Source organism: Streptomyces sp. NPDC059861, assembly GCF_042731435.1.
GTDB lineage: Bacteria > Actinomycetota > Actinomycetes > Streptomycetales > Streptomycetaceae > Streptomyces.
Genome location: NZ_JBHWJQ010000036.1, coordinates 1 through 24,753, shown reverse-complemented (window position 1 = coordinate 24,753; position 24,753 = coordinate 1). Strand labels below are relative to the sequence as shown.

At 69.2% G+C, this 24,753-nt stretch carries 22 protein-coding genes and 1 pseudogene; 14 read left to right on the top strand and 9 right to left on the bottom strand.

Annotated elements, in window-relative coordinates:
* Both ACFV6X_RS27340 and ACFV6X_RS27335 read left to right on the top strand, forming a co-directional pair.
* Window positions 1-729, top strand: coding sequence for an MBL fold metallo-hydrolase (locus ACFV6X_RS27340; RefSeq protein ID WP_385387640.1), 729 nt, complete (start codon window positions 1-3; stop codon window positions 727-729).
* Window positions 730-816: 87 nt separating this feature from the next.
* Entirely contained in the window at window positions 817-1,485 is a 669-nt protein-coding gene (locus ACFV6X_RS27335; RefSeq protein ID WP_385387638.1) for a GntR family transcriptional regulator, read from the top strand.
* A gap of 38 nt (window positions 1,486-1,523) precedes the next feature.
* Here the strand turns inward: ACFV6X_RS27335 and ACFV6X_RS27330 are convergent, their stop codons facing one another.
* The 3 genes from ACFV6X_RS27330 to ACFV6X_RS27320 are packed head-to-tail and all read right to left on the bottom strand — an operon-like array spanning window position 1,524 to window position 4,746.
* Complete coding sequence (locus tag ACFV6X_RS27330; RefSeq protein ID WP_385387636.1) at window positions 1,524-2,258, bottom strand: cupin domain-containing protein; 735 nt, start codon at window positions 2,256-2,258, stop codon at window positions 1,524-1,526.
* Window positions 2,255-3,631, bottom strand: a complete 1,377-nt coding sequence (locus ACFV6X_RS27325) for an NAD-dependent succinate-semialdehyde dehydrogenase (protein WP_385387634.1) — start codon at window positions 3,629-3,631, stop codon at window positions 2,255-2,257. Before ACFV6X_RS27325 ends, ACFV6X_RS27330 begins: the two co-directional genes overlap by 4 nt.
* Before the next feature lie 32 nt (window positions 3,632-3,663).
* Window positions 3,664-4,746, bottom strand: coding sequence for an isocitrate/isopropylmalate dehydrogenase family protein (locus ACFV6X_RS27320; protein WP_385387632.1), 1,083 nt, complete (start codon window positions 4,744-4,746; stop codon window positions 3,664-3,666).
* A 217-nt stretch (window positions 4,747-4,963) separates the two neighbouring features.
* Here ACFV6X_RS27320 and ACFV6X_RS27315 point away from each other — a divergent pair, with 217 nt between their 5' ends.
* From ACFV6X_RS27315 to ACFV6X_RS27305, 3 genes are all read left to right on the top strand, one after another.
* Complete coding sequence (locus ACFV6X_RS27315; protein ID WP_385387630.1) at window positions 4,964-5,503, top strand: SGNH/GDSL hydrolase family protein; 540 nt, start codon at window positions 4,964-4,966, stop codon at window positions 5,501-5,503.
* A 295-nt stretch (window positions 5,504-5,798) separates the two neighbouring features.
* The gene (gene rocD / locus ACFV6X_RS27310) at window positions 5,799-7,004 is read left to right on the top strand and encodes an ornithine--oxo-acid transaminase (protein WP_385387628.1); all 1,206 of its coding nucleotides are present in this window, start codon (window positions 5,799-5,801) and stop codon (window positions 7,002-7,004) included.
* A 113-nt stretch (window positions 7,005-7,117) separates the two neighbouring features.
* On the top strand, window positions 7,118-8,329 hold the full coding sequence (locus tag ACFV6X_RS27305; RefSeq protein WP_385387627.1) for a copper resistance D family protein: 1,212 nt from the start codon (window positions 7,118-7,120) through the stop codon (window positions 8,327-8,329).
* A 37-nt stretch (window positions 8,330-8,366) separates the two neighbouring features.
* Here the strand turns inward: ACFV6X_RS27305 and ACFV6X_RS27300 are convergent, their stop codons facing one another.
* Window positions 8,367-9,284 carry an FCD domain-containing protein gene (locus tag ACFV6X_RS27300; protein ID WP_385387626.1) on the bottom strand — a complete coding sequence of 306 codons (918 nt, stop codon included), beginning with the start codon at window positions 9,282-9,284 and terminating at the stop codon, window positions 8,367-8,369.
* 153 nt (window positions 9,285-9,437) lie between these two features.
* Here ACFV6X_RS27300 and ACFV6X_RS27295 point away from each other — a divergent pair, with 153 nt between their 5' ends.
* Both ACFV6X_RS27295 and ACFV6X_RS27290 read left to right on the top strand, forming a co-directional pair.
* Entirely contained in the window at window positions 9,438-10,271 is an 834-nt protein-coding gene (locus tag ACFV6X_RS27295; RefSeq protein ID WP_385387624.1) for an alpha/beta hydrolase, read from the top strand.
* A 73-nt stretch (window positions 10,272-10,344) separates the two neighbouring features.
* A complete protein-coding gene (locus tag ACFV6X_RS27290; protein ID WP_385387622.1) occupies window positions 10,345-11,868 on the top strand; it encodes a serine hydrolase domain-containing protein in 1,524 nt (507 codons plus the stop codon).
* Window positions 11,869-11,969: 101 nt separating this feature from the next.
* Here ACFV6X_RS27290 and ACFV6X_RS27285 read toward each other — a convergent pair whose 3' ends face one another.
* Together ACFV6X_RS27285 and ACFV6X_RS27280 are read right to left on the bottom strand one after the other, a co-directional pair.
* Window positions 11,970-13,184 carry an acyl-CoA dehydrogenase family protein gene (locus ACFV6X_RS27285; RefSeq protein ID WP_385387729.1) on the bottom strand — a complete coding sequence of 405 codons (1,215 nt, stop codon included), beginning with the start codon at window positions 13,182-13,184 and terminating at the stop codon, window positions 11,970-11,972.
* Between the two features lie 280 nt (window positions 13,185-13,464).
* Window positions 13,465-13,860 carry an ArsR/SmtB family transcription factor gene (locus ACFV6X_RS27280; RefSeq protein WP_385387620.1) on the bottom strand — a complete coding sequence of 132 codons (396 nt, stop codon included), beginning with the start codon at window positions 13,858-13,860 and terminating at the stop codon, window positions 13,465-13,467.
* 236 nt (window positions 13,861-14,096) lie between these two features.
* Between ACFV6X_RS27280 and ACFV6X_RS27275 the strand changes: the two genes are divergently transcribed.
* The 3 genes from ACFV6X_RS27275 to ligA all read left to right on the top strand — a co-directional run bounded on the left by ACFV6X_RS27275 (window position 14,097) and on the right by ligA (window position 17,565).
* Window positions 14,097-15,230 (top strand): MFS transporter, encoded by a 1,134-nt coding sequence (locus tag ACFV6X_RS27275; protein ID WP_385387618.1) that lies wholly within the window; start codon window positions 14,097-14,099, stop codon window positions 15,228-15,230.
* A gap of 126 nt (window positions 15,231-15,356) precedes the next feature.
* A complete protein-coding gene (locus ACFV6X_RS27270; protein ID WP_385387617.1) occupies window positions 15,357-16,064 on the top strand; it encodes a hypothetical protein in 708 nt (235 codons plus the stop codon).
* A gap of 250 nt (window positions 16,065-16,314) precedes the next feature.
* On the top strand, window positions 16,315-17,565 hold the full coding sequence (gene ligA, locus ACFV6X_RS27265) for an NAD-dependent DNA ligase LigA (RefSeq protein WP_385387615.1): 1,251 nt from the start codon (window positions 16,315-16,317) through the stop codon (window positions 17,563-17,565).
* Between the two features lie 171 nt (window positions 17,566-17,736).
* Here the strand turns inward: ligA and ACFV6X_RS27260 are convergent, their stop codons facing one another.
* Window positions 17,737-18,129, bottom strand: coding sequence for a thiol-disulfide oxidoreductase DCC family protein (locus ACFV6X_RS27260; protein ID WP_385387613.1), 393 nt, complete (start codon window positions 18,127-18,129; stop codon window positions 17,737-17,739).
* A gap of 401 nt (window positions 18,130-18,530) precedes the next feature.
* On the opposite strand from ACFV6X_RS27260, the gene ACFV6X_RS27255 reads away from it, so the two are divergent.
* Window positions 18,531-20,642, top strand: coding sequence for a SpoIIE family protein phosphatase (locus ACFV6X_RS27255; protein WP_385387612.1), 2,112 nt, complete (start codon window positions 18,531-18,533; stop codon window positions 20,640-20,642).
* Window positions 20,643-20,687: 45 nt separating this feature from the next.
* On the opposite strand, the gene ACFV6X_RS27250 is transcribed toward ACFV6X_RS27255, so the two are convergent.
* Window positions 20,688-21,083 (bottom strand): ATP-binding SpoIIE family protein phosphatase, encoded by a 396-nt coding sequence (locus ACFV6X_RS27250; protein ID WP_385387610.1) that lies wholly within the window; start codon window positions 21,081-21,083, stop codon window positions 20,688-20,690.
* Here ACFV6X_RS27250 and ACFV6X_RS27245 point away from each other — a divergent pair.
* The 3 genes and pseudogenes from ACFV6X_RS27245 to ACFV6X_RS27235 all read left to right on the top strand — a co-directional run.
* Window positions 21,082-21,237 (top strand): annotated as a pseudogene (locus tag ACFV6X_RS27245) (transposase family protein); the annotation flags it as partial. The gene ACFV6X_RS27250 and the pseudogene ACFV6X_RS27245 sit on opposite strands and share 2 nt — an antisense overlap.
* A gap of 282 nt (window positions 21,238-21,519) precedes the next feature.
* Window positions 21,520-21,792, top strand: coding sequence for a lactococcin 972 family bacteriocin (locus tag ACFV6X_RS27240; protein ID WP_385387608.1), 273 nt, complete (start codon window positions 21,520-21,522; stop codon window positions 21,790-21,792).
* 319 nt (window positions 21,793-22,111) lie between these two features.
* The gene (locus tag ACFV6X_RS27235; RefSeq protein ID WP_385387727.1) at window positions 22,112-22,747 is read left to right on the top strand and encodes a DUF6518 family protein; all 636 of its coding nucleotides are present in this window, start codon (window positions 22,112-22,114) and stop codon (window positions 22,745-22,747) included.
* A 793-nt stretch (window positions 22,748-23,540) separates the two neighbouring features.
* Here the strand turns inward: ACFV6X_RS27235 and ACFV6X_RS27230 are convergent.
* The gene (locus ACFV6X_RS27230) at window positions 23,541-24,383 is read right to left on the bottom strand and encodes an alpha/beta fold hydrolase (RefSeq protein WP_385387607.1); all 843 of its coding nucleotides are present in this window, start codon (window positions 24,381-24,383) and stop codon (window positions 23,541-23,543) included.
* Window positions 24,384-24,753: the final 370 nt, after the last annotated feature.

Sequence of the window (24,753 nt, the reverse complement as noted above, 5' to 3'; positions counted from 1 at the left end):
GTGTCGCGCTCCGGAGAGCCGGCCGTCGTCGAGACCCTGCTGCTGGGCGGTGCGCTCACCTCGGAGCAGGGGAGTGCGGGATTCTGCGGCGTCTACCTCGTCGCCTGCCGGTCGCGGCGGATCCTCTTCGACTGCGGTCACGCCGGCCGCAGACGAGCCCTGCACCGGGCCCTCGCCCGGCGGGAGCTGACCACCCGTGACATCGACACCGTGGTGCTCTCCCACGCACACTGGGACCACATCCAGAATGCCGACCTCTTCCGGGACGCCGACGTCCTGCTCCATCCTGCGGAGCTCGACCGGCTGCGCGCCGCACCGTCCGACGACCTGGTGACCCCTCCCTGGTCGAGGGCTGTTCTGGAGGGCCTCACCGTGCGGCAGGTGACCGACGGCCACCGGATCGCTCCAGGCGTCGAGGTCACCGGCCTCGCCGGCCATACGGCCGGCTCGATCGGACTCACCGTCGAGACGCCTTCGGGTACCGCGCTGCTGACCGGCGACGCCGTCTCGTCGGCGGGCGCCCTGCGCTCGGGACGCTGCACGGTGGTCACGGCGGGTGAGGCCGCCGCGGCCGCGTCGACGGAACGTGTGCGGTCGGCCGCGGCGTTGGTGTACCCCGGACACGACCGGCCTTTCACGGTCGTCGACGGGGCGCCGGCCGTCTACCTTCTCCCGGCTGCCGAGTCCGTGACGCGGCCGCCGGATCCACTGACCGCGGAGCCGTCATAGGATGTAGCCTGCAACCGGCGCACGGTGCCGGGCTGCCACAGCTTCCTGCTCCGCGGCAGGCCCACCGGAAAGAGATTGCCAGGTCCGATGAACGCCTTCCCCCGACCGGCCCCCACGAAGAGCGTGTACGTCTACGAGGAACTGCGACGCCGGATCCTCGCCGGGACACTGGAACAGGGACAGCGGATCTCCCAGGAACAGCTGGCTGTCGAACTCGGCGTGAGTACGACGCCGCTGCGCGAGGCACTGCGCCGGCTCGAGGCCGAGGGGCTCGTGATGCTCGACGCGCATCGTGACGCGCGCGTCACCAGGCTCAACGCCGAGGAGGCACGCAGTCTCTTCGAGGTGCGGGAGCGGCTGGACCCGCTGGCTGCCCAACTGGCGGCGGATCGCCGCACCGACGCGGACTGCGAGGTGATCGAGGCGGCTCTCGCCGATCTGGAGCCGCTGAGTGCCTCGGCGGGCCTGGAGCCGCTGCTCGCGCACCGGGCCTTCCACCGGAGCATCTACACCGCGTCGCACAACCCCCTGTTGATGTCCCTGCTCGAAGGGCTGTGGGACAAGGCCGACCGGTACCGGCAGCTGATCCTGGAGTCGAGGCCGGACTCCCCGGAGGACCGGGAGAGGGTCCGCCAGGAGCACGCCGCCATCGCGGAGGCGATCTTCGCAGGGGACTCCCGCACGGCGGAGCGGGTCATGAAGAAGCACGTGCGCGGTAGCCTCGGCCACCATGTGATCGACATCCTGGAGGCCTGACTGCCGCGCACCCTGCCTGGTCGCTCGGCCGCGACCCGTCAGAAGGCGGTCAGCACGTGATGGAAGTGCGCCACCTCGGGCTGCCCCGCGACGGAGTCCGCGATGAGCCGACGCCACTGCAGGAACTCGGGCGAACCCCGGAAGCCTTCGAGGTGGTCCCGCACCGATTCCCAGGTGACGACGAGGCGATACTCCAAGGGGTCCTCGTGCGACCGTTCCAGGACGAGTGTGCGGGCCCCCCGCGCTCCCTGGAAGAGCGGGGCCGCCGCCGCGACCGCGGCCTCGAACGCGGCCTCCCGTCCCGGGCGTACGGTGATCCGCGCGACCTCACGCACCACCGTGCCCGCCTCCCCCGTGCCGTGCCGGTCCTCGGCGTCGATGCGGGTGTGCTCGCCGGAGGCCGGAATCGTCCTGGTGGCCTCGGCGGACGCATAGGTCCAGAAGATCTTCATCGGCGCGGTCGGGGAGGCGTTCTCGAAGTGATGCGGGATGTTCGCCGGCACGAAGGTGGTGTCGAACCTGCGCAGGGGTGTCCGTACGCCGTCGATGTCGACGACGGCGTCACCCTCGAGTACCACGACCGACTCGGCGACGTTGTGGATGTGATGGGCGATCGCCGCTCCCGGCTCGAAGCTCGTGATGCCGTTGAGGAAGGCGGTGGCACCCCGGGCGCTCGTGACCAAGGGGACCGTCCGAGCCCCCGCGCCACGGTCTCGGGCCGGAAGCTCGTCGGGACGCAGGACGACCGGTCCGTGCCGGATATCGGCGCTCATGCCGTCACCGCCGGGCCGAACCAGACGGTCTTCACGTTGACGAACTCCTTGATCCCATAGCTGCCGAGTTCACGTCCGTAGCCCGATTTCTTGATCCCGCCGAACGGCAACCGGGGGTCCGAGGCCACCTGTCCGTTGACGAAGACGGCCCCGGCGTCGATCAGCGGCACGAGCCGCCGGGCTTCGTCGAGATCGGACGTCCAGAGCGCGGCGCCCAGGCCGTACTCGGTCCGGTTGGCGAGATCGATCGCTTCCTGGGCCCCCTCGACCCGTGTCACGCTCGCCACCGGCCCGAACGTCTCCTCGCGGAACGCGGCCATCTCCGGCGACACGTGATCGAGAACAGTGGGGGGATAGAAGAAGCCGGGCCCTTCGACCAGTTCTCCGCCGAGCCGCAGGGTGGCTCCCGCGGCCAGGGTACGCAGGACCTGGCCGTGGAGGGTGTCGCGCAGGTCGCCTCGCGCCAGGGGACCGATGTCGGTGGCCTCGGCCATGGGATCTCCGACGACCAGGGTGCCGGCCCGGGCCACGACGCGCTCCACGAACTCGTCCGCCACGGCGTGGTCGACGATGAAGCGCTTGGCGTTGACACAGCTCTGCCCGACGTTCGTGAACCGGGAGCGGACCGCCGTCTCGGCGGCTTCGGCGAGGTCGGCGTCCGCGAGCACGATGAACGGGTCGGAGCCGCCCAGTTCCAGGACATGCTTCTTCAGGTGGGCGCCGGACTGCGCCGCCACCACGGCGCCCACCTGGGTCGAACCGGTGAGGGTCACCGCCGCTGTGCGTGGGTCGGCGATCAGATCGGCCACCGCCCGGGGCTCCACCAGGAGCGTGGCGCACAGGCCTTCCGGTGCCCCGGCGCGTCGCACGATCTGCTCCAGCAGCAGGGCGCAGGCCGGCACGTTGCTCGCGTGCTTGAGGACTGCTCCGTTGCCGGCGGCCAGCGCCGGAGCCAGGAAGCGGAAGTACTGCCAGAAAGGGTAGTTCCAGGGCATGATCGCCAGCAGCACCCCGAGCGGCTCGAGGACCACCGTGCTCTCGCTCGCGTGGGAGGAGACGCTCTCGGGCGCCAGGTAGCGCTCGCCGTGTTCCGCGTAGTGGTCGAGTGTCCACGCGGACTTCTCGATCTCGGCGCGTGACTCCGTGATCGGCTTGCCCATCTCGCGGCTGATCAGCCGGGCACAGGGCTCGGCTTGGGAACGCAGCTCACGCGCGATCGCACGCAACAGACGCAGCCGGTGGTTGAGCGGAGTCGCTCGCCACTCGCGCTGGGCGGCGGCGGCAGCCGTGAGGGCGGCGTCGACCTGCTCGGGCGTGTGGGTGTCGTACTCGGCTTCAGGGGCTTCGGTGGCCGGGTTGACGGACAGGGGCATGGATGCTCCGTTCGACGGGAAACGACGCTGTCTCAGCGCTGCTTCGAAGGCTCATGGCCGCGCAGCCGGGCGATCACCCGGTCGGCGAACTCGCCGGTGCCGCACAGGCCGCCCAGGTCCCGCGTACGGGAGCCGGGGTCGTCCAGGACCAGCTCCACCGCGGACTCGATGTGCCGGGCCGCCGCGATCATGGCGTCGTCCCCGTCGCGTCGGCCTCGCCAGTCGAGCAGCATCGCGGCGGACAGGATGAGGGACGTGGGATTGGCGGTTCCGCGGCCCGCGATGTCGGGGGCGGAACCGTGCTGTGCCTGGGCGACCGCCACCTCGTGGCCGACGTTGAGGGAACCGCCGAGGCCGAGGCTGCCGGAGAGTTCGGCTGCCTCGTCGGAGAGGATGTCACCGAACATGTTGGTCGTCACGAGGACGTCGAAGTCGTCGGGGCGACGGATCAGCGCCGCCGCGGCGGCGTCGACGATCAGTTCGTCGAGCACGACATCGGGGTAACCTGCCGCCACTTCGCGGACCTCCCGGAGGAAGAGTCCGTCGGAGAGCTTCAGCACGTTCGCCTTGTGGACCGCCGTCACCTTGCGGCGGCGGCGCCCGGCCAGTTCGAAAGCGGCGTGGGCGACGCGCCGGCAGCCTCGCGCGCTGATCTTGCGGATACTGAACGCGTTGTCGGCGTCGGGCATGAACTCGCCGCTTCCGGCGTACATGTTGCGATCCGCGTAGAAGCCCTCGGTGTTCTCCCGGACGAGCACCAGGTCCATGGGCGCGCGCAGGTGGTGCAGGCCGGCCCTGGACTTGGAGGGCCGGATGTTCGCGAACAACTCGAAACGGACACGGAGTTCGGCAGACGGGTTGAATCCGCCCTGGTCCTTCGGCGGGTACTCGTAGTGCGAGACGGGTCCGAGGATCACCCCTCCGGCCTCCGGTATCCGGTCGATCACCGACTGGGGGAGCGTCGTGCCCTGCTCGGCGAGGCTCTCCAGGCCGATGGCCGCGGTGGTGAACGTCAGCCCGAGCCCGTATGCGCTGTCAACTGCCCGCAGTACCTCCAGAGTGGGAGGAACGATCTCCGGGCCGATCCCGTCTCCGGGCAGAACGAGTATGTCCATGGCGGTGATTCAGCTTCTTTCGGCTTCGAGCCTGAAGTGTGAGTGCGAGACGAACGACCGGGCCGGTGGGCCTCACGGTCGGTTTCTGTTTGGTATTTTGCACGCAGCTAGTACCATCGTGTCAACAGTGCGAGTGGTCGCACCGGCCGTTCGGTCATCGAGCCGCGGTCCGCCGGCGCTCGGCGACACGGCGGCTTTCCGGTCAAGGAGGCTCAGATTGCGGCTCGTCGTCCTGTTCGGGGACAGCATGCTCGCCCGGTTCACCAAGACCCGGATCGATCGGCTGGAGGAAGGGGCCGGTGCGGACGTGCTCGTCCTGAACTGCGCGGCCGGCGGCTGGACGAGCCGGGACGGGGTGCGCCGGATGCGTGAGGTCGCCAGGCTCGCCCCTGACGTCGTCGTGCTGTCGTTCGGCATGAACGACTGCTCGCCGGAGAGGCTGGTCGGCCTCGACGTCTTCGCCGAGGACCTCCGATGCCTCGTCGGCGCCTTTCCCCTTGCCTCCGTGGTGGGCTTCCTGCCGCCTTCGGTCGCCGAGGAGGAGGGGCTCGGGCCCAGGGGCCGGACGAACGCCTCGCTCGCCCGGTACCGGGACGTGCTGCGGGACTCCGTGCCCTCGGGCCGGGTGGTGGAGACCGACGCGGTGCTCGCTCCGCTCGTCGCGTCGGGGGTGCCCGTCCACGTGGACGGGCTGCACCTCACGGACGAGGCGTACGGCCTGGCGATCGAGGCACTGGCCGAGCTCGTCAAGACCTGAGTCCGTGTGGTCGAGGTCGGCCGTCGCCCCAGATCGTTGACCGCCCCAACGCCTATAGCCTATATTCTCGGCGAACGGCTGAGGTCCCCGAGCGCCTTGAGGATCCGGCCCTCGCCCCACGTCACGCCCCAGCCGCGGCCGAGTCGGCGCCGCCCTCGATGCGTTGGCAGATCAGGTCTCCGCGACCACCAGGGACAGCTGCTTGCCGATTCCCCAGGAACCCCGCATGGGGGAAGGCGTCCCCCTCGCACCGGTGTCCCACCTGAAGCCTTCATCCCGACCGATCGGAGACCTTGTGCCCGCCAGAGAGCGCGCGAGTTCCTTCTCGGAGGAGCACAGCGCGCGCAACTACCACCCGCTGCCCGTGATCGTCACCTCGGCGCAGGGCGCGTGGATGACCGACGTGGAGGGACGCCGCTATCTCGACCTGCTCGCCGGGTACTCGGCGCTCAACTTCGGCCATGGCCACGCCCGCCTCATCGGCGCGGCCAAGCGCCAGTTGGACCGCGTGACGCTCACCTCGCGGGCCTTCCACCACGACCGGTTCGCCGACTTCTGCACCCAACTCGCCGAGCTCTGCGGCATGGAGATGGTGTTGCCGATGAACACCGGCGCGGAGGCGGTGGAAACCGCGGTGAAGACCGTCCGCAAGTGGGGTTACCGCGTCAAGGGTGTCGCTCCCGGCAAGGCCAGGATCATCGTCGCGGCCGACAACTTCCACGGCCGTACGACCACGATCGTCGGCTTCTCCACGGACCGAACCGCACGCGCGGACCACGGCCCTTACACACCGGGGTTCGACATCGTCCCGTACGGGGACCTCACGGCGCTCGAAGCGGCGATCACCGAGGACACCGTCGCCGTACTCCTGGAACCGATCCAGGGAGAGGCCGGAGTCCTGGTACCGCCGACCGGCTACCTCGCCGGAGTGCGTGAGGTGACCCGTGCCCGGGGTGTGCTGTTCGTCTGCGACGAGATCCAGTCGGGTCTGGGCCGGACCGGCAGGACGTTCGCCTGCGAGCACGAGGACGTCGTGCCCGACATGTATCTGCTCGGCAAGGCACTCGGCGGGGGAGTGGTGCCCGTCTCCGCGGTCGTGTCCTCGGCCGAGGTGCTGGGGGTGCAGGGTCCCGGCGAACACGGCTCGACGTTCGGCGGCAACCCCCTGGCATGTGCGGTGGCCCTGGAGGTGCTGGCGATGCTGCGCAGCGGTGAGCACCAGGAGCGGGCCGCGGAACTGGGCGATCACCTGCACCGTGAACTGGCGCAGCTGACGGCGGGCGGGGCGGTGCGAGCGGTGCGCGGCCGTGGGTTGTGGGCCGGCGTGGACATCGATCCCTCCCACGGCACGGGCCGTGAGATCAGCGAGAGGCTGATGGACCGCCGAGTGCTCGTGAAGGACACCCACGGCTCCACCATCCGGCTCGCCCCACCACTCGTCATCTCCAAGGACGACCTGGACTGGGGCTTGCAACAGCTGCGAGACGTACTCGTCGGTTGACCGCCGTCCGGCGCCGGGCGCCGGCCTCTGCGCGGCGCGGCGGGCGCCCCCTCGTGCGCCGACGTCCAGTCCTGTGAGCATCGCTCACCTGCCCTTGGAGGTTCCCGCCGTTGATGTCTCAACTGACCTTGGACACCCTGCTGGCCAACGTGGCCAACCCCCATCCGGCCCCCTGGCGGATCATCACCAAGATGACCTACTTCGCAGGGCTGATCGGGACCTTCGGGGTGGGCGTGCTGTACCTCACGGTCGTGCGGCCGGTACTGAGCCGCTCGGCCCTTCGACCCCGCGACCGGCAGTTGCTCGAACACCGGTCCGCACTTCTGCTCGCTTCCATCGGCGCCTGGTTCCTGGTGGCGCTCTACTTCCAGATCGCCGGCAAGGCGGCCCGGGTGAAGGGCGAGGAGATACCCTACGGCGACGCTCTGCGGCCCGGAACCATCTGGGACTACGTCCGGGCGCCGGCCGAGCCCGGGCAGTGGGTCTCATCGGGCACGCTCACCTTGGTGCAGTACTTGATGTGGGGCGTCTCCGCCGTGCTGCTCATGCTGCTGTGGTCGCCGCGGTTCCGTGCCCGGCCGGGAGGCGTCGTCCTGGCCGCTCTGCTGGTCGCCTTCACGGCCCATCAGGTCACGCTGCTGCCGACGGACTTCGGTGCGGCGACCGGGCACGAGTTCCTCGACCTCGTCATGAACCACGTCCATGTCTTCGCCGTCTCCACTTGGGTGGGCGGCATCGCCGGCCTGGTGGTCCTGGCGGCGACGGGACGGCGGATCGGCACGGACGCGGGGCCTGTGTGGGCGCGTGTGTGGACCCGGTTCGGCACGGTGGCCCTGGTGGCCGTGGGATGCACGGTGATCACCGGCCTGTTCATGGCCTGGATGAACGTCGGCAGCCTGGGCGAACTGTTCACCACCAGCTTCGGGCGGTTCCTGCTGCTCAAGGTGGCTCTGGTGGCCGTGATGATCTGTCTGGGCGGCGTGAACGAATTCGTGATGTTCCCCCGCATGGCACAGGCGCGCGCCGCCGGTTCGCAGGCGTCGCTGTTCACGCTGGCGCTGCGGACGGTCCCTGCCCTGGTCGGGATCGAGGTGGCGCTCTCGGTGACGGTGCTCTTCGTGCTCACCTTCCTCACCGGCTCGGCCCGCGCGGAGGCCGGCGACCCGGAGCCGGTACTCGGCACGGGAGTCGTCCTCGTCGGTGTGCTGTTGGTGGCGACGCTGGTGGTGTCCTTCGTGGCCACCGCCCGGCTGTCCCAACGGCTAGGCCGGTACATACCGCCGCCGGCGCGTCCGAACGACCCGCGTGTCCGGGCCGAGCGCTGACGGGAGGCCGCGGATGGGTGCCCTGAGGGCCGATCGGTCAGTCGGCTCCCGTCTCTTTCCCCGCCTTCTCGTGTCCTACGGTCGCGAGGTGACGGTGGAGGAACGTGCTCGCCTCCGGGAGCTCACCGGCCAACAGCAGGTCCGCGAGCTCCACGTGTTCCCGGCAGCGGATGAGGGCGCGCTCGGGATCCAGGGCCTGCCGGTACTCGATGAGACGCCGCAGCCGGTTCACCCGTGCGAGGCTCTCCACGATGAAGTCGTTGCCGGTGCACTCCGCGATGGTTTCGTGGAACCGTGTGTTGAGGTCGAACAACTGCGCGCTGGAGACCGAACCGAGGCCGCTCTCGACCAACGTCCGCTGCTCGGTCCGCCGTCGCTGGATGGCTTCCCGGTCGACGCGGAACGTGGGCTCCAGGATGCCCGGAGGCTCGATCAGCAGCCGGAACCGATAGCTGCTGCGGTACGACTCCAGCGAGTCCAGCACGGGCAGGAACTCCCAGCCGTAGCCGGGCAGCGGGGCGATCCACCCCTCGTTGGAGATACGCAGCAGCAGTTGGTCCAGCTGGCTCCGGGTCACTCCGTACCGCTTCAGCAGGGCTGTCTTGGTGACCCGGTTCGGCAGCGCGCCGTCCAGCCGGTCGTCGACGACGCGCAGATAGACCGGGTCCTCGGGCTCTTCGGAGCGTTCGTGGGTGATGTCGGCCGCGGAGCGTGCGACCAGATAGCGCCCGGACTCCGTGCGGTCGATGAAACCGTCCCGGTGCAGTTGCCGCAGGGCCTTGCGCACCGGCGAGCGCGAGACCCGTAGCAACTCGGCGAGGGCCCGCTCCGTGAGCCGGTGGCCGATCGGGGGGTTCTCCTCGCGCAGGTACGCGAGGATCTCGGCGCTCAGCCGCGCCGACAGCTCGGTCTCGTCGGGAGCCGCGCTGTCGTGCTCGGCAGCGGTGTCGGACACCTCGAATGCCTCCTCGCCTCGTGTGCTTGTCGTCCCATCCTCTCCCAGCCCGAAACGCGGGAGCCCCTCCGCCGCCGAAGGGCCGGCCATCTGTTCCGACCAACGGCTATAGCCTATAATTCCCGCTTGTTGAATCTTTGAGGAGCGCTCCACATGACCAACCCGAGAAACCTCGATTCGCAGGGCGCACATTTCGTCGGCGGTACGCCGTTCTTCGCCTCCCGCCACGACCAGCGGCTGTCCTACACGCTGTATGTGCCGAAGGACCATACGGCGCAGGCCGATCCGCTCCCCCTGGTAGTGATCCAGCACGGCACCGGACGGTCCGCCGAGGCCTATCGGGACCAGTGGGCACAGTTCGCGATCGACCACCGCTGCGTCATCCTCGCGCCCCTCTTCCCGGCCGGATTGGTCGAACCGGGGGAACTGCACAGCTTCAAGTTCCTGGAGTATCGAGGGACCCGGTTCGACGAGGAACTGCTGCACATCGTCGACGAGGTGGGGGAGCGATTCAACACGGAGACCGAGCGATTCCTGTTGCACGGCTTCTCCGGAGGCGGACAGTTCGCCCACCGCTTCGCCTACGCCCACCCCGAGCGGCTGGCCGGCGTCTCGATCGGCGCGCCCGGCCGCATCACGCAGCTCGACGACTCGCTTCCCTGGTGGCTCGGTACCGGAGGCTTCGAGGAGCGTTTCGGGATCAAGATCGACCTGGCGGCGCTGCGTGAGGTGCCGGTGCAGATGGTCATCGGCAGCGAGGACACCGAGACCTGGGAAATCAACAACGTGGGCGGGCCCAACTGGATGGACGGTGTGGAGCACACCGGGCGTACCCGAATAGAGCGCCTGGAGGCGTTGCGAGCGAGCTTCGAGGCCCAGGGGGTGCCCGTCCGATTCGACATCGTGCCAGGCGTCGCGCACCGGGGCAGTCAAGTGGCGCCTGCGGTGCAGGAGTTCATGGCCGGACTGCTCGGTCGGCGGGTCTGATGCCGCCTTTCCTCGCGGCCTGCACGGCCACGCGCACCCCTCACCATCACACACGACGACAAGAGCGGTGACTATGACGAACGAGTTGCCGGCCCTTGGTATGCGTCCGGTCCACCTGCTGCTCGAAGAGCTGGCGGCCCGCGGCATGCGCGTGCACTCGCTGCTCGTGCACTGGAACGGGCGGACCGTGTTCGACATGTGGCAGTGGCCGCACGAGCCCACGCTGAAACACAAGATACATTCGGCCACCAAGTCCTTCACCGGGACAGCCGTCGGCTTCGCCGAGGCCGAAGGGCTGCTCCAACTGGACGACCTGGTCGTGGAATTCTTCGGCGGTCGGCTGCCGGCGGACCCGGGTGAGAATTTCAGCCGCATGCGGGTGCGCGATCTGCTGACCATGCAGACGGGACAGCGCCGGGGGCTTTCCGGGGCGACCACGCGATTGCGCGGGGCGGGCTGGGTGGGGGAGTTCCTGGAGGAGCCCGTGGTCGAACCGCCGGGCCGGGCCTTCCTGTACAGCAGCACGACCAGTCATGTGCTGTCCGCGATCGTTCAGGAGGTCTCCGGCGAGGCGGTCGACGACTATCTGCGACCCCGGCTCTTCGAACCTCTCGGGATCACCGACTTCCACTGGGACCATGACCCGGAGGGCGTGGCCAGCGGCGGCAACGGGCTGTCGATGCGGCCGGGGGACCTGTTGTCCTTCGGGATCCTGCACCTTCAGGACGGCATCTGGGACGGGCGCCGCGTGCTGCCCGCGGGCTGGGTGCAGAAGGCGTCGGCGCTGCACGTGCGACGGGCGGTCAGCGGTGAGTGGACCGGGCAGGAGATGCTGCCGCCGGCGCCGGACGCCGTGGCCGACTCCGGCTACGGCTACCAGTTCTGGACGACCGAGGACCGCATCTACAGCGCCTCGGGCATCTTCGGCCAGGAGTGCATGGTCTTCCCCGATCAGGGCGGCGTCGTGGTGGTCACCGGCGCCATGGGTGACGGTACTTACCACGACCTGCCGGGCATGCTCCGGCGGGCATTCCGGCAGGCGTTCGGCCCGGCCGGCGGGGACCGGGCAGTCGAACGGACAGAGGGCGAGGCGGTACGGCGCCTGGTCGACGCCGCCCGCATGCCGCAGACGCTGGACGCGACGCCGCGCCGGGTGGGCATGGCGGCGACGTACGACTTCGGACCCAACGAGCAGGGACTGAGATCCCTCGCCCTTCGCACAGGAACCGATGCGGTCCGAGTGGTGCTGGAGGACGAGCGCGGCCGGCACACCATCGAGCACGGGCTCGGACACTGGGTGAGGCAGGAGACGGATGTCAGCGTGTGGCGGCTGCATCACTCGTACCAGGATCCCTCCGCGCTGATTCTGGCGGGCGCGCAATGGGACCCGGACGTCGACGACGTACTCCACTTGACCTGGCACTTTCTGGAATCGCCGTTCGTCGACCGGCTCACTCTGGCCTTGAGCCCGCAAGGCATCTCAGTGAAGCGCCAGGTCAACGTCAACTCGGGGCCGACCGCCCAGCCGGCGGTGAGCGGGAAGCTGCGCGAGCAGACACGGGGCGATGCCGTCGCGGCAAGGGGCGACGTCGCCTGAGTCCGACCGGCCGGCGTGCTCCCGTACGAAACAGTGCACGGTCGTGACTGCAGGCCTGTTGGCTACCGATCCGCGACCGGTAGCCACGGCGAGGGCGGCGGTCAGAGCATGAGACTCACGGGTTCGTCGACGCCCAGCAGTGTCTTGCCGTAGGCCTCCAGTCCGACGGCCGGCACCAAGCCCGCATGACGGGCTGCGACATTGGCGTCACGCCATACCCGCTGCAGGGGGTTGGCATCGGCGAAGGCACCCGCCCCATGCACGTTCAACAAGGTCGTGATGGCTGCGAGCACCTGCTGAGCGGCGTAGCCGGCCTGTGCCCTGATCCGCGTGCGCCCGGAGTGGTCCAGCGCGCCGGAGCGCCGGTCCACCAGGTCCACCGCGTCATAGGCGAGCAGTCGTGCCGTCCGAAGCTTCAGTGCTGCTTCCGCCACCTGGATCTGCACGCCAACCGAGTCGGCCTGCCTGGCGTGCACCGTGAACGACAACGGCTTCTTCGCCGCCGCGTCCTCTACCGCGAGCAGGGCCGCCTTGCCGAGGCCGAGCAGCGGCCCCACCAGACAGAGCAGCAGCATCGAGCCGAACACCGAGGAGTAGAGCGGTTCGTCCTGCCGGAAGGAGCGAGGGTAGGTGCCCTGCGCGGCGGCAGGGACGGAGAGCACCCGATGGCCGGGCACGAAGATGTCGCGGCCGACCAGCGTGTGGCTGGCGGTCGCCTTCATGCCTGCCGCTTGCCACGTGTCCTCGATCTTGAGGTCCGAGGCCGGGATCAGTACCAGGGACTGGTCCACGACCGCGCCGGCCTCGTCCTGCAACAGCGTGCCCACAACGGCCCACGTGGCGTACGGCGCGCCCGAGTTGTAGGACCACTCCCCGCTGACGCTCCATCCGCCGGGCACCGGACGGCCGACGCCGGTAGGAGCCGCCACCCCCGTCACCCGAGCATTCGGGTCGGCTCCGAAGACCTCTTCCTGGGCCTTGTCCGGGAAGAGACTCGCCAGCCAGTTGGTCACGGAGACGATCATGGCGGTCCAGGCCGTCGAGCCGTCCGCTTCGCCCAGGACTTCGGAGACTTCCGTGAGGGTGCGCAGGTCCGTCTCGTGGCCCCCGAATCGCCTCGGTGTCAACAGCCGGAAGATGCCTGCCGCGGCGAGCTGGTCAATGACTTCCGCCGGCACGACCCGGTCCGATTCACCGCGCGCTGCATGAGCGCGCAGCAGCGGCTGGAGGGCGCGGGCACGCGCGACGAACTCCGTCCTGGTCTCGTCCTCGGACAAGACGTTCACCACGTCCGTGCGCCCGCTGTTGATCGTCACCAATTTCTCCTTCACTCAAAGGTTGATCCCGGACGCGACCGGACCGTGCCGCCTTGGTCGCAAGGGGGGACACGTCGGAGTCGCGTCGACGCGATGTCCCAGGCATTCCGGGAACCTCATGGGTGGAGAAGTGCGGGACACCGCGGGGGCCGTTTCCGAAGCTTCCCCATTCGACCCCGCCGGGTGGTGATCTCATAGACCGATAGGCGCGCGTCATTGCACGATGCGCTCAAGCTTGGCCGGTTCGTGGTGACCCACTCCGGGGGCACACCGGCGCGGATCAGGTGACGAGGCCGGGCGCCTGCCTCGACTGCCAGGCGGCGACCAGGTCCAGCAGCCCGGGGAAGCGCTCGTCGAGGTCGTCGATGCGGACATGACTGCGCCGCTCCAGCCCGTACTGCCGCTGCCGGATCAGCCCTGCGTCCCGCAGTGCCCGGAAGTGATGTGTCAGCGAGGACTTCGGGCGGTCCAGCCCGAACCAGCCGCAGGTGTGGTCGAAGCCCTCGGCGCGCAGCAGCAGTGTCTGCACGATCCTCATCCGCAGCGGATCGCTGAGTGCCCCCATGACCACCTCCAGCCGCAGCTCTTCACGGCTCGGCTCCGGCAGCGGATCCGGGAGGTCGGTGGGGGCGGGGAAGGGGCCGGCGAAGCGAGTCACCTCGGCGGGCGGAGTCATCGGCCATCACCTCACAGGAATCCGCAGCCATCAGTACGGGTTGAATCGTACAGGCTTTTATGTTCGACTTCACTCGTACTGATGGTTCGAGTTTTCTCGTACAGTGTTCTGGAGCAGCCATGGGATGCCAGCAACCCGCCCCGACGCGCGCGCCGGTCCTCCGACAGCCGCCCGGCCCCGCCGACGCCGCGCCCGACGCGCCACCTCGTCGAGCGGTCTGGCTGTCGGCCTGGCCGGTGACGGCCGTTTTCATCCTGTCCAACACCGCCACCCCGCTGTACGTGCTCTGGCAGGACAGGCTCGGGTTCTCCTCAGGGCTGCTGACCGTCGTCTTCGCCTTCTACATCGTCGGCCTGCTGGGCGCCCTGCTCGTGGCGGGCGTCGCCTCCGACCGTCTGGGGCGCAAGCCGATCCTGCTGCCCGCCCTGGCCCTCGGAGTCGTGGCCAGCCTGCTGTTCGCGACCGCCGGATCCGTCGTCGCACTGGCCGCGGCGCGACTGCTCAGCGGCATAGCCGTGGGCGCGATCGTGTCCGCCGGCATGGCCGCCGTCACCGACGTCGCCGGGCCCGCACGCAAGCGGCTCGCCGCCCTGCTCGCCTCGGCCGCCATGGTCCTGGGCGCCGGCCTCGGTCCGCTCCTGGCCGGAGTCCTGTCCCAGACTCTGCCCGCGCCGACCGTCACCGTGTTCCTCGTGGAGATCGTGCTGCTGGGCCTGGCCGTGCTCGTCGTGTGGCGCATGCCGCTGAGGCGGCCGGACGGCCCGCACACCGGATCGTGGATCCGGGTGCCCGCGGTTCCCCGCCCCCAGCGCACTCAGCTGATGATGGGAATCGCCGTCTTCGCACCCGGTATCACCTCCACGTCCTTCGTGCTGTCCCTCGGCCCCTCACTCCTGGCCGACGTCCTGGGCACCTCCAGCCGCGTCGTCGCGGGCGCCGTCGCCTTCGTGATGTTCGGCGCCGCCACCGCCGTCCAGTTCGCCGTCCAGCGTCTGCGAGTGCGCACCATCCTGCTCGTCGGGGCCGGCCTCATCGTGGCGGGCATGGCCCTCCTCGCGGCGGCCGTCCTCCTCTCCTCCGCACCCCTGCTGGCCGTCGCCGCCGTCTCGGCCGGCGCGGGGCAAGGCCTGGGACAACTGGGGGGCCTCACACTCATCAGCGCGAGCGTCCCGGTAGGACGCCTGGCCGAGGCGAACGCCGCGCTGAGCGTCGGCGGCTACGTCCCCGCCGGGCTGCTGCCGGTCAGCACCGGTTACCTCAGCGACGCCATCGGCCTTTCCACCGCCACCGCGGCCTTCACCGTCGTGGTCGCCGCAGCGGCCGCCGCGGGGGCCGTGTACGTGGCGACCCGCCGCCAGACCACCCCCTGACCGGCACGTTTCCTGGGAGCAGGGAGGTCAGTCAGGCGCGATCGGCACCCAGTCAACGAGGTGGGCCGCGCGGAGGACCTGGCCAGGGTGGGGCAAGTGATCGCGGCCGCGTGCGAGGATGCTGCCGTGCTGCAGGAGATCGAGGCCGTGGACTGGGGCGCGATACCGGGTCATCCCGACTGGTACGAACCGGATCGTGTCGCCCGTGGTCTACGGGCACTTTCCGATGCGGCGAACCTGGTACAGGCGGCGGAAGCCGGATCACAGCTCGCCGGTGGAGGAATTGTCCATGGCCACAGCGCCGCGGTGTTCCCAGCGGCCGTGCTCGCCACCCCGCTGCTTCTCGACATCGCCCGGCAGGGTCACCCCGCGGCGCGGGACACCGCCTTGGGTCTGATCGACGAGGCTCTGTCGTGCTACCCACATGCCGGATACACGCGGCTGAAGGCTGCTGACGGCACCGAAATTCCCCTCTGCTGTGCCATCGCCCTCCACCTCCGAGCTCGCACCGAGTTCCTCGCGGGGTGGGGTAAGAGGGGCAGGTCCTTGCTGGCCGACGCCGCGGCGCACTGGCGCTTCGAGATCCGCGAGTGCGTCCCCGAAGGCGACGACACTGCAGCCTTCGGCATCTTGTCGGGCCACTTCCCCGACGATGTGCACGCGGCGGAAATGCATCACGGCGGTGTGATCACTTCGCTGAGCGAAGTCACTCACGAATACCGGCCCGCGAAGGGCTCTCTCGAAGCGTGCCTACGGGTGATCGCCCGGCATCCCCGCGAGCTGCCCCCAGGCGCTGTGCTGTTCCCGGCGGAGTGCGGTGACCGCGTGCATTGACTGATCATCTGGCGCTTCAAGGACCTTCCGATGCCGTGTGGACAATGACAAGCGGACAGAGCGGTGGACAAGAAGGAACGGCTGTTTCGCGCCTCGTCGTTCGGAGCGGCGGCGGACGCATACGCCGAGCACCGTCCGGACCACGCGCAGACCGCGGTGCGCTGGGCGCTCGATCCCGCGCCCGGCCCGCGCGTGCTCGACCTCGGCGCGGGAACCGACGACCGCGGCCACTCCGGCCGGACTGCATGTGGTGGCCACGCTCACCGAGGCACAGCAGAAGATCGACCACGTCGCCGCGCTGCGCCCGAGTCTGCCCTTCGGCATAGACGGCGTCGTCGTCAAGGTCAACGACGCGGGCGAGCAGGCGACCGCGGGGTTCGGCAGCCGGTCCCCGCACTGGGCGATAGCCTTCAAGCTCCCGGCCGTCGAGCGGCATACCGTCCTCGAGGACGTGGTGTGGGAGGTGGGCAGAACCGGAGTCCTCGCCCCGACCGCCGTGCTCGCGCCGGTCGAGATCGACGGGACGACCGTCACCCGGGCCACCCTGCACAACCCCGCCGACATCCGCCGCCGCGACCTCCACCTGGGTGACACGGTCGCGGTCTACAAGGCGGGCGACATCATTCCGCGCGTCCAGGTCGCCGTCGTTCAGCTCCGCCCCGCCGGCGCCCAAGAGGTGCCGCTGCCCACGGTGTGCCCCAACTGCGGCGGTGAGATCGACAAGAGACAGGAGCGGTGGCGGTGCGCGAAGGGCACGGCCTGTGCGCTGCCCGCGCTGATCGAGTACGCCGCCGGACGCGAGATGCTCGACATCGACGGCCTGGGCAAGACGTACGTCAAGGCACTGGTGGACTCCGGCGCCGTGAAGGACGTCGCCGATCTGTTCACCCTGTCCCCGGATCAGCTCACGGCCGCCGCAGGCAGCGCCAAGCGGGCCGCCAAGCTCGTCGAGCAGATCGAGGCGGCCAGCACTCGCCCGCTGAGCCGTGTCTTCTGCGCCCTCGGCGTCCTGGGCACGGGGCGCAGCATGTCCCGCCGGATCGCCAGACACTTCGGCACGATGGACGCCATCCGTCAGGCCGACGCCACAGCCATGCAGGCCGTCGACGGCATCGGTCCCGAGAAGGCCCCGGTCATCGTGGAGCAGGTCGCCGCCCTCGCCCTGGTCATCGACAAGCTGGCAGCGGCGGGCGTGAACATGAGCGAGCCCGAGGAGCAGACGTCGGCGACCCACCACGGGCCGCTCGCCGACAAGGTCGTGGTGGTGACCGGCAAGATGACGGGGCCGCTGGAGGGCCTGGGACGCGAGACGATGAACGGGCTGATCGAGAAAGCGGGCGGGCGCGCCGGAAGCAGCGTGAGTGCCAAGACGTCGATTCTGGTCGCTGCGCCCTCCGCGAGTGGCAAGCCCAGTTCGAAGGCGGTCAAGGCCCAGGAGCTCGGGGTCGAGGTCCTCTCACCTGAGGAGTTCGCCGAATTGATGGCTGACTTCCTCAGCTGAGCGCCGCGGCGGCCGAGCGGCCGCAGCCGCTTCACCTGGGGCTGTGAGCGGGCGTCGGCGAAGGCGCCCGCGGCCATGTGACGTCGTGGGCGACCCGGCCGTCTACTTCACCTCGGTGAACGCGCCGGGCCGACGGCAGTACAGGCACACACAGCCGGAGTGCAGACGCTGTCAGGGCGTTCCAGGCCGCCGGGTGGCGGGCAGCGCACAAGCCGGCGTGCCGCCAGGAAGTCGGTGACGGTTGTCGGCGACGGCACGGTAGATGCCGTGTGCGAGCCAGCGCACCGGCGCCAGCTGCAACAGCGCTCCCACAACGCCCCAGGCGCCACGCGCGCTCGACAGGAGTTTGGCCACCGCTTGTGCGCCCCCGTGCACTGTCCCGTCCGGAGTGACCCACAGTGCCTCGTACTCGGCGCGCCGGCGGGTGACGCCCAGCGCATCCAGTCGCGCCCACTGCCAGGCTGTGATCTCGCAGCGAGGTCTGATCCACTTTTGCGCGAAGGCCACGGAGGTCGTAGAGAATCCGCAGTCGCCGTCGTAGACGAGGAGAGGTTGCGTCCGCATGACTTCCATGGTGCCGCGTCTTTGTGCGCGATGCCGAAGTCCACGTCACTGTCACTCAGCCCGTCGGCCTGCTCGCGGCGGCAGCTCTGGCCCGGCTCCCGAGGACCTGGCATGCGAGCTCCTGCCGACAGTCTCAGCCGCGCCCTGACCACCCGCGACTGAGATGATCTGCGAGCTTAAATCCCGTCTAGTGGCTATTGTCCTTTTTATGGAGCGGGCGCAGGCGACAGACCGACGTTCCGTTGTCGGCGGGAGGTGACTGCTGCATGGCGGTGGCGCGACAGGCCGCTGACCGATCGGTCTCCGCGCCGGCCGGACGGGGACGCATGAGGGCAGCCCCTCGCCGCCCAGGCCCAGTCCCCGGCCCGGACCCCTTGGTCTCGGAAGGTCGGTGAAGAGGCGTGCAGCCTTTCGCCGCGGGCTCAGGGTCGGAGTGGGAGGAACTCACCACCCTGTTCCGCGGCCTCGTGCAGGAAGCCGCGCCCTCCGGCGGCATGCTGTTCCTCCTGCCGTCGCGGGAGCCGGTGCTGCAGTTGTCCATGTTGTACGGGATGTCCTGGCACATTGCCGCTCCGTGGGCCCGGATCAGGGCGGAGGAGGCGATCCCCGCCGCGGAAGCCTTGCGGGACCGGCGCCTGGTCTGGGTCGGGACCGGGGATCAGCTGGCCATGCACTACCCGAGGCTCGCCCTCGTGGTGCCGGAGCACGCCGTGGCGGCCGGGCCGATCCTCGCCGGTGACGCCGTACGGGGTGTGGTCTGTCTGCTGTGGCCCCCTTCGCATCCCGCCCGCCTCGCACGAGGCGAGCGCGAGGCGATAGACACCTTCTGTCACCGGGCGGGACTGCTGCTGCGGTCCGCGGCCGAGAGGGGTCACCCGGTGATGCCAGGCTCCCGCCCGCAGGTGCTGGAACCGGTCCGCCCGCCCCCGCCTGGCACGGCCGAAGCCATGGCCGCGTACGACTTCGCCGCCCGCCTGCCGGGTGCCATGTCACTGGACCTGGAAGGCCGGACCACCTTCGTCAGCCATGCGGCGGCCGACCTGCTCGGAGTCGACGCAGCCGACTTGCTGGGCGTCCGTCCGTGGGAGCATCTGAAATGGCCCGGTGAGCCCACCTTCGAGGACCGGTTCCGCGCCTCGGTCATCAGTCACCGGCCCGCGCACTTCACCGTCGTGCGCCCGCCGGATCGCCGGCTCTCCTTGCGGCTCTATCCCGATGCCTCCGGGGTCAGCGTGCACCTCACGCCACTCCCGTCCGAACCGTCCCGCGAGCCGGAGCGCCCTGTCCGAGCGTCCGCCGCGCCGGGCGGGGCCACGACGCTGTACCACCTGATGCATCTGGCAGCGACCCTGACCGAGACGGTGGGGGTGGACGACGTTACCGAAAGGGTCGCCGACCAGCTCGTTCCCGCATTCGGCGCTTCGGGCCTGGTCCTCATGACAGTGGAGGAGGGGAGGCTCAGGGTCGTCGGCCACCGAGGATACGATCCGGCTTTCCTGGCCCCTTTCGACGGCGAGTCACTGACCTCCGACGCGCCGCCCGCGCGAGCGCTGACCCGGCAGCAGCCCGCCTTCTTCGCCGATTTCGGGGAGTTCCGGGCCGCTCACCCGGACGCCGTCCGCTACCGGGACAGGGACGCATGGGCCTTCCTCCCACTGGCCATCCGCGGCCGCCCCGTAGGCCTCCTGGTCCTGTCCTACAACCGGGCCCAACGCTTCTTGCCGCCTGAACGGAACGTGCTCGTCTCGGTGGCCGGCCTGGTCGCCCAGGCCCTGGACAGGGCCCGGCTGTACGACGCGAAGCAGCGTCTCGCACATGCGCTGCAAAGGGACCTGCTGCCGCGGGACCTGCCCGAGGTCCCTGGGCTGCGCGTCACCGCCCGTTATCTGTCCGCCGGGCACGGCATGGACATCGGAGGCGACTTCTACGACCTGATCCGCTGCGACGCCACCAGTGCCGCGGCGGTCATCGGCGACGTCCAGGGCCACAACGTCCAGGCGGCGGCCCTCATGGGCCAGCTGCGCACCGCCGTCCACGCCCACGCCGCCGCGGGCACCAGTCCTGGTGAACTCATGGCCCGTACCAATCGGCTCATGTGCGACCTGAATCCAGGACTGTTCGCCAGCTGCCTGTACGTCCACCTTGACCTGGCGCAGCACCGGGCCGCACTCGCCACAGCCGGACACCCGCCGCCCCTGCTGCGCCGCCCGGACGGCGGCACCGAGATCCTCCCGGTGCCCACGGGTCTGCTGCTCGGCATCACCCGGGACGCCGACTACGCCACCATGGACATTCCGCTGCCCCCGGGCACGACCCTCGCCCTCTACACCGACGGCCTCGTAGAAGCCCCCGGCACCGACATCGACGACGCCATTGCCGAGCTCGCCCGTCAACTCGCCCGGTCCTGCACCGACGACATCGACGCCCTCACCGACGCCCTCCTGCGGCACGCTCTGCGGGGCATTCCCCGCACCGACGACATCGCCATGCTGCTGATGCGCACCACGAGGTGACCGGCGGACGCAGACCTCAAGATCCACCATGTCGAGTGTCCAGGATCAGGCGCGAGGGCCCACTTCGGCCCAGACGACCTTGCCGCCGGGTATCGGGCGGCATCCCCATCGGCGGGACAGCTGGGAGACAAGGAGGAGCCCGCGGCCGTTCTCGTCCGTGGTGCCGGCGCTACGCGAACGGGGGAGGCTCGGTTCCACGGACTCGAACGGCACCCCGACCCCGATGCCAAGTGGCGTTCCGGTGGGCAGGTCGGGAAAGGTCACCTGGCCCCGCGGGTCGACGATGGCGGGCGGGGGATGCCCGGCCGTAACCATCGTGCACTTCCGGGTCACCGGGTCGTAGACCGCGTACAGGCATGTGGCATCCACCGCCTTGAGAGCCCCCTCCGGGGCCTCGGCGTCCTGTTCCGCCAACCGCTGGACCGTGTCGTCGAGACGCACCCGTGGCCAGAAGCTGTCCAACAAGGCACTGGCCGCAGTGCGTGCCCCGGTCGAGCACGGCTTCGCACACCTGAAGAACTGGCGTGTCCTGGGCAAGGTCCGCACGGATCCGAGGTGGGCGACCGCGCTGGTGCGGGCCCTGCTGGTGCTCACGCTGAACCCACCCACACCCCCGGACCCGGGCGCACCCGATATGCGCCCGGCTTACCCCCAGGGGAGGAACAACCCGCCAAGAGTGCACCCGCTCTGGCCGGAGTCGCGGTTGCGGCTGCTTCTCGCCAATCCGCCGTCCGAGACCGGAAAGGGCATTTGGTAACCGGACCTGGCTGGGCGAAGGGAGAATCGGGGCATAGCTGGCACTGCTGCCCTCGCCGTTGGAATGCTTGCTTCTGCCTCTTCGGTGCATGCGGCACCTTCTGAGCCGCAGGAGTGGGGGATGGCCGTCATCAAGGTCGACCCCAACTCGAGGGCGGCTTCTTCGACAACCGAAGATGTGGGTGGTGGTACGTGGACCTACGGAACCGAGATAACCGCCGACGGGAAGCGCTGCTTCTCGTACTACTTCCATGGTACGAAGTTGCACAAGGCAACCGCCAAAATCGGCAATGGTGAAAGCAATAGCGCTCAACCAGGCGGGATCACGGCCAGAGCCAGCCTCGTGCGGGGTGCTTCGTACACGTGCTACACGTTCTGGAGCAACCTCGAATAGGGGCGTCTGAGGTCAGGGAGGTGATCCGCGAGATCGTGTCCTCTCGCGGCTGGCGAGGCGGCTTCGCGGACACCTTCCGGCGTTTCCTGACCGGTCCATGGGCCATGCGTGCGTGGCGTGAGTGGCGTCGGAGCACGCCAGGCTGACGGCTGCAGCCCGCCGTCAGCATGAGCAACTCAGTCAGAGCCCTGCGTCGCCCGGTGCAATCGCGCCAGTCGGGCTGATGGCGGCCCCGACTCGTTGCTGCGGGGCGGCATAGACTCAGCCGCATGTTGGGTCTCAGCCGTGTGGATACTGGAAAGGGAATTTCTTGAACGCCGTGTTCCCTTCACGCTCGTTCCTAATAGCGCTCGTGGTTGCGGTGGCAGCCGGCGCAGCTCTCGGATTCCTTGCTCCGTCACTCGAGGTGCTCGATTCCCCGGCGGCGCACGTGGCACACCTTGTTCTGGCTGCCGGGTGGTCCTGGGGTGCTTTGGCCTTCTGTGCCGGGCTCGCGCGTCAATCCAGGATTGAGTCCGCCGCTTTGGGTGCGATCTCACTCATCGTAGGAGTGATCGTCTATTACCTTACAAAGTTGGCGCGAAGCCAGTTTCTGACGGCGGACATCATAGAGGTTGATTGGTCCGGATCGAAGACGTTCTTCTGGTGTTTGGCTGCCTCCTTTCTGGGTGTGATTGTGGGGTTGGCCGGAAACCTGGCACGCGATGGGGGATTTCGTGGCCTTCCTTTTCGCTTGATGATTCCACTCCTAGTGATCGTAGAGACAACGCAAAGGCTCCGCTTCGAAGCCCCACTGCAGGGACCGGTCGTCGGGATGACGTGGAGCCTGGAGCGTCTGGCGGCGGTGGCTGCCGTCATCGTTCTGATCGCGGGTGCGGCCATCAACTCGCGGCGTCGGCGGTCCGTCGGGCAGTATGAAGAGTCGCCGCTAAGGAGTGGGCGGCAGGCTATGTGAGCGGCCGATCGGTTCCGGCGAAGTCGGATCCCACTCCCCGGTTCCTGCACCCGAGGTCCTCGCCAACGGTCCGTTCCCCTTCAGGTGTACGTCCGGTACGTGGGCGACATCTCCGCATTGTCCCCGGCCACATCAAAGGCCCCGCCGACGCGTCCTTGCGCACGCGCGAGACGGTCCGCCTGTGGGACACCAACCCCACTAAATGACCGGCTCGCCGGACGCGTCGACCAACCGCACCTGGGGCTGGCCAGTTGCCGCATCGGGCACCTCACCACTCGCACGTCCGGAACCCTACGCACGCGGCTCCGTGCACACAGTCACCTACAAGGGGGAACTGTCCAGATAACTTCGTGTACTGGCACACGAGCCTCGGCCGGAACCCGAACTTCGAGAAGTGGCTCGCCCCCTCGGCGTTCTGCACCGGCTGCGACCAGATGGTCAAGGCGCGGCAGTTGTTCCGGCGGCCCGGCGTCGACATGGGCCGATATAAGAGCCAGTGCGACTACCGGTGCCCGAACACGAAGTGCGGCCACCAGATCGTGGAGCCCGAGACGCTCCCCGCGGCGGCGGTCAGCAGTTCGTCGGGGGCAGTTCCATGTCGGCAAGCGTATGGACCGCGGTGCGTAGCCTGCCCATGGTGGCGGCAGCCTCGATCGCCATGCCACCCCTCACATTGCGTGGGAGCAGGTTGGAAGTTTCCGCAGGTGAGGGGCTCTCCTTGGAGGGCCCCTCACGTCTCACAGCGGTTCAACCCAGGGTGGCGAGCCATGCCCCCACCCGTGGAGTGAGCTGGTCAGCGGACCGTCCGCGCCGCCTTCTCGATGATGCGGGTGACGGCGTCCGGATGGGACACGCTCACAGCGTGGGAGGACCGGATCTCCTTGATGTGGGCATTGGCGCGCTTGGCCATGTAGAGCTGGAGCTTCCGCGGGATGATCTGGTCATTGGTGCCGACCAGGGCCCAGGAAGGGATGGTCTTCCATGCGGGCTCACCGGAAGGTTCGTTCAGGGCAGTGCCGGTCCCGGGACGCTGGGTGACCGCCATCAGGGCGGCGGTACTCGCAGGGACGTCCGCGCCGAAGGCCTTGTGGAACTTGGACTGGTCGATGTAGAAGTCGAAGTCCTTGGAGCCGTCGGGGTTGGTGATCGGGACGGGCCGCAGAACCTTGCCGATGACGCTGCCTTCGAACTTGCTCACCAGTTCGTTTGCGCTCTCGCCCTTGTCGGGGAGGAAGGCGTCGGCGTAGACGAGTGCCTTGACGTTGTCGGAGCCCTGGGCCGCGTTGCTGATCACTGCTCCGCCGTAGGAGTGGCCGACCAGGACGACCGGCCCGTCGACGCCGGCCAGAAGGTCCTTGACCGAGGCAGCGTCGATGCTCACGCCCCGCAGCGGATTGGCCGCGGCCACCACCGGGTAGCCGTGCTCTTTCAGCTTCTTGATGACGCCGTTCCAGCTGGAGGAGTCGGCGAACGCGCCGTGGACGAGGACGACGGTCGGCTTGTCGCCCTTTGAGGGGGAGGTCTTGGCCGCGCTCGCCGGACCGACCGTCGTGGCGAGAAGGCCGGTGGCGACAGCCGCCGTGGCTGCGACGGTGAGAGGGGTGCGGGCGCGCCGAAGGCGCGAATGACGGTACATGAAATGCCCTTTCGAGGCAGAGGTTGTCGGCCAGGTCCGGACAGTGGGCATGGCCGCATGCGGCAGGCGTGCTGCCGCAAGTCATGGGGAGGCACACCGGGAGCGTGACAAGCGGGAACCTGTCCGAGGCTTGCCAGGAGCGGGCTACGTCCGAGGATCGGCTCGGTGAACCGATCGGGCTCGAAACGGTCCCGTGCGGTTGGCGGGGTGCCGGGTGGCGGTGCTGGTGGGCTCGCGCGTGGTGTGCTGTTGGTTGTTCAGGTGCTGCTGGGTGCGGCGGGGTCTCAGTGGCTGTGCAGGATGGTGTGCAGGGTGTGAATGGCCTGTTGTGTCGCTGCGGTTGTGGCCTGGGTGGGCCGCAGGGGGTTGA

Bases quoted from the DNA above. Each gene is read 5' to 3' on its own strand.
- ACFV6X_RS27335 (WP_385387638.1), top strand. From the start codon at position 817: ATGAACGCCTTCCCCCGACCGGCCCCCACGAAGAGCGTGTACGTCTAC.
- ACFV6X_RS27330 (WP_385387636.1), bottom strand. From the start codon at position 2,258: ATGAGCGCCGATATCCGGCACGGACCGGTCGTCCTGCGTCCCGACGAG.
- ACFV6X_RS27325 (WP_385387634.1), bottom strand. From the start codon at position 3,631: ATGCCCCTGTCCGTCAACCCGGCCACCGAAGCCCCTGAAGCCGAGTAC.
- ACFV6X_RS27320 (WP_385387632.1), bottom strand. From the start codon at position 4,746: ATGGACATACTCGTTCTGCCCGGAGACGGGATCGGCCCGGAGATCGTT.
- ACFV6X_RS27305 (WP_385387627.1), top strand. From the start codon at position 7,118: ATGTCTCAACTGACCTTGGACACCCTGCTGGCCAACGTGGCCAACCCC.
- ACFV6X_RS27295 (WP_385387624.1), top strand. From the start codon at position 9,438: ATGACCAACCCGAGAAACCTCGATTCGCAGGGCGCACATTTCGTCGGC.
- ACFV6X_RS27290 (WP_385387622.1), top strand. From the start codon at position 10,345: ATGACGAACGAGTTGCCGGCCCTTGGTATGCGTCCGGTCCACCTGCTG.
- ACFV6X_RS27280 (WP_385387620.1), bottom strand. From the start codon at position 13,860: ATGACTCCGCCCGCCGAGGTGACTCGCTTCGCCGGCCCCTTCCCCGCC.
- ACFV6X_RS27260 (WP_385387613.1), bottom strand. From the start codon at position 18,129: ATGCGGACGCAACCTCTCCTCGTCTACGACGGCGACTGCGGATTCTCT.
- ACFV6X_RS27240 (WP_385387608.1), top strand. From the start codon at position 21,520: ATGGCCGTCATCAAGGTCGACCCCAACTCGAGGGCGGCTTCTTCGACA.
- ACFV6X_RS27230 (WP_385387607.1), bottom strand. From the start codon at position 24,383: ATGTACCGTCATTCGCGCCTTCGGCGCGCCCGCACCCCTCTCACCGTC.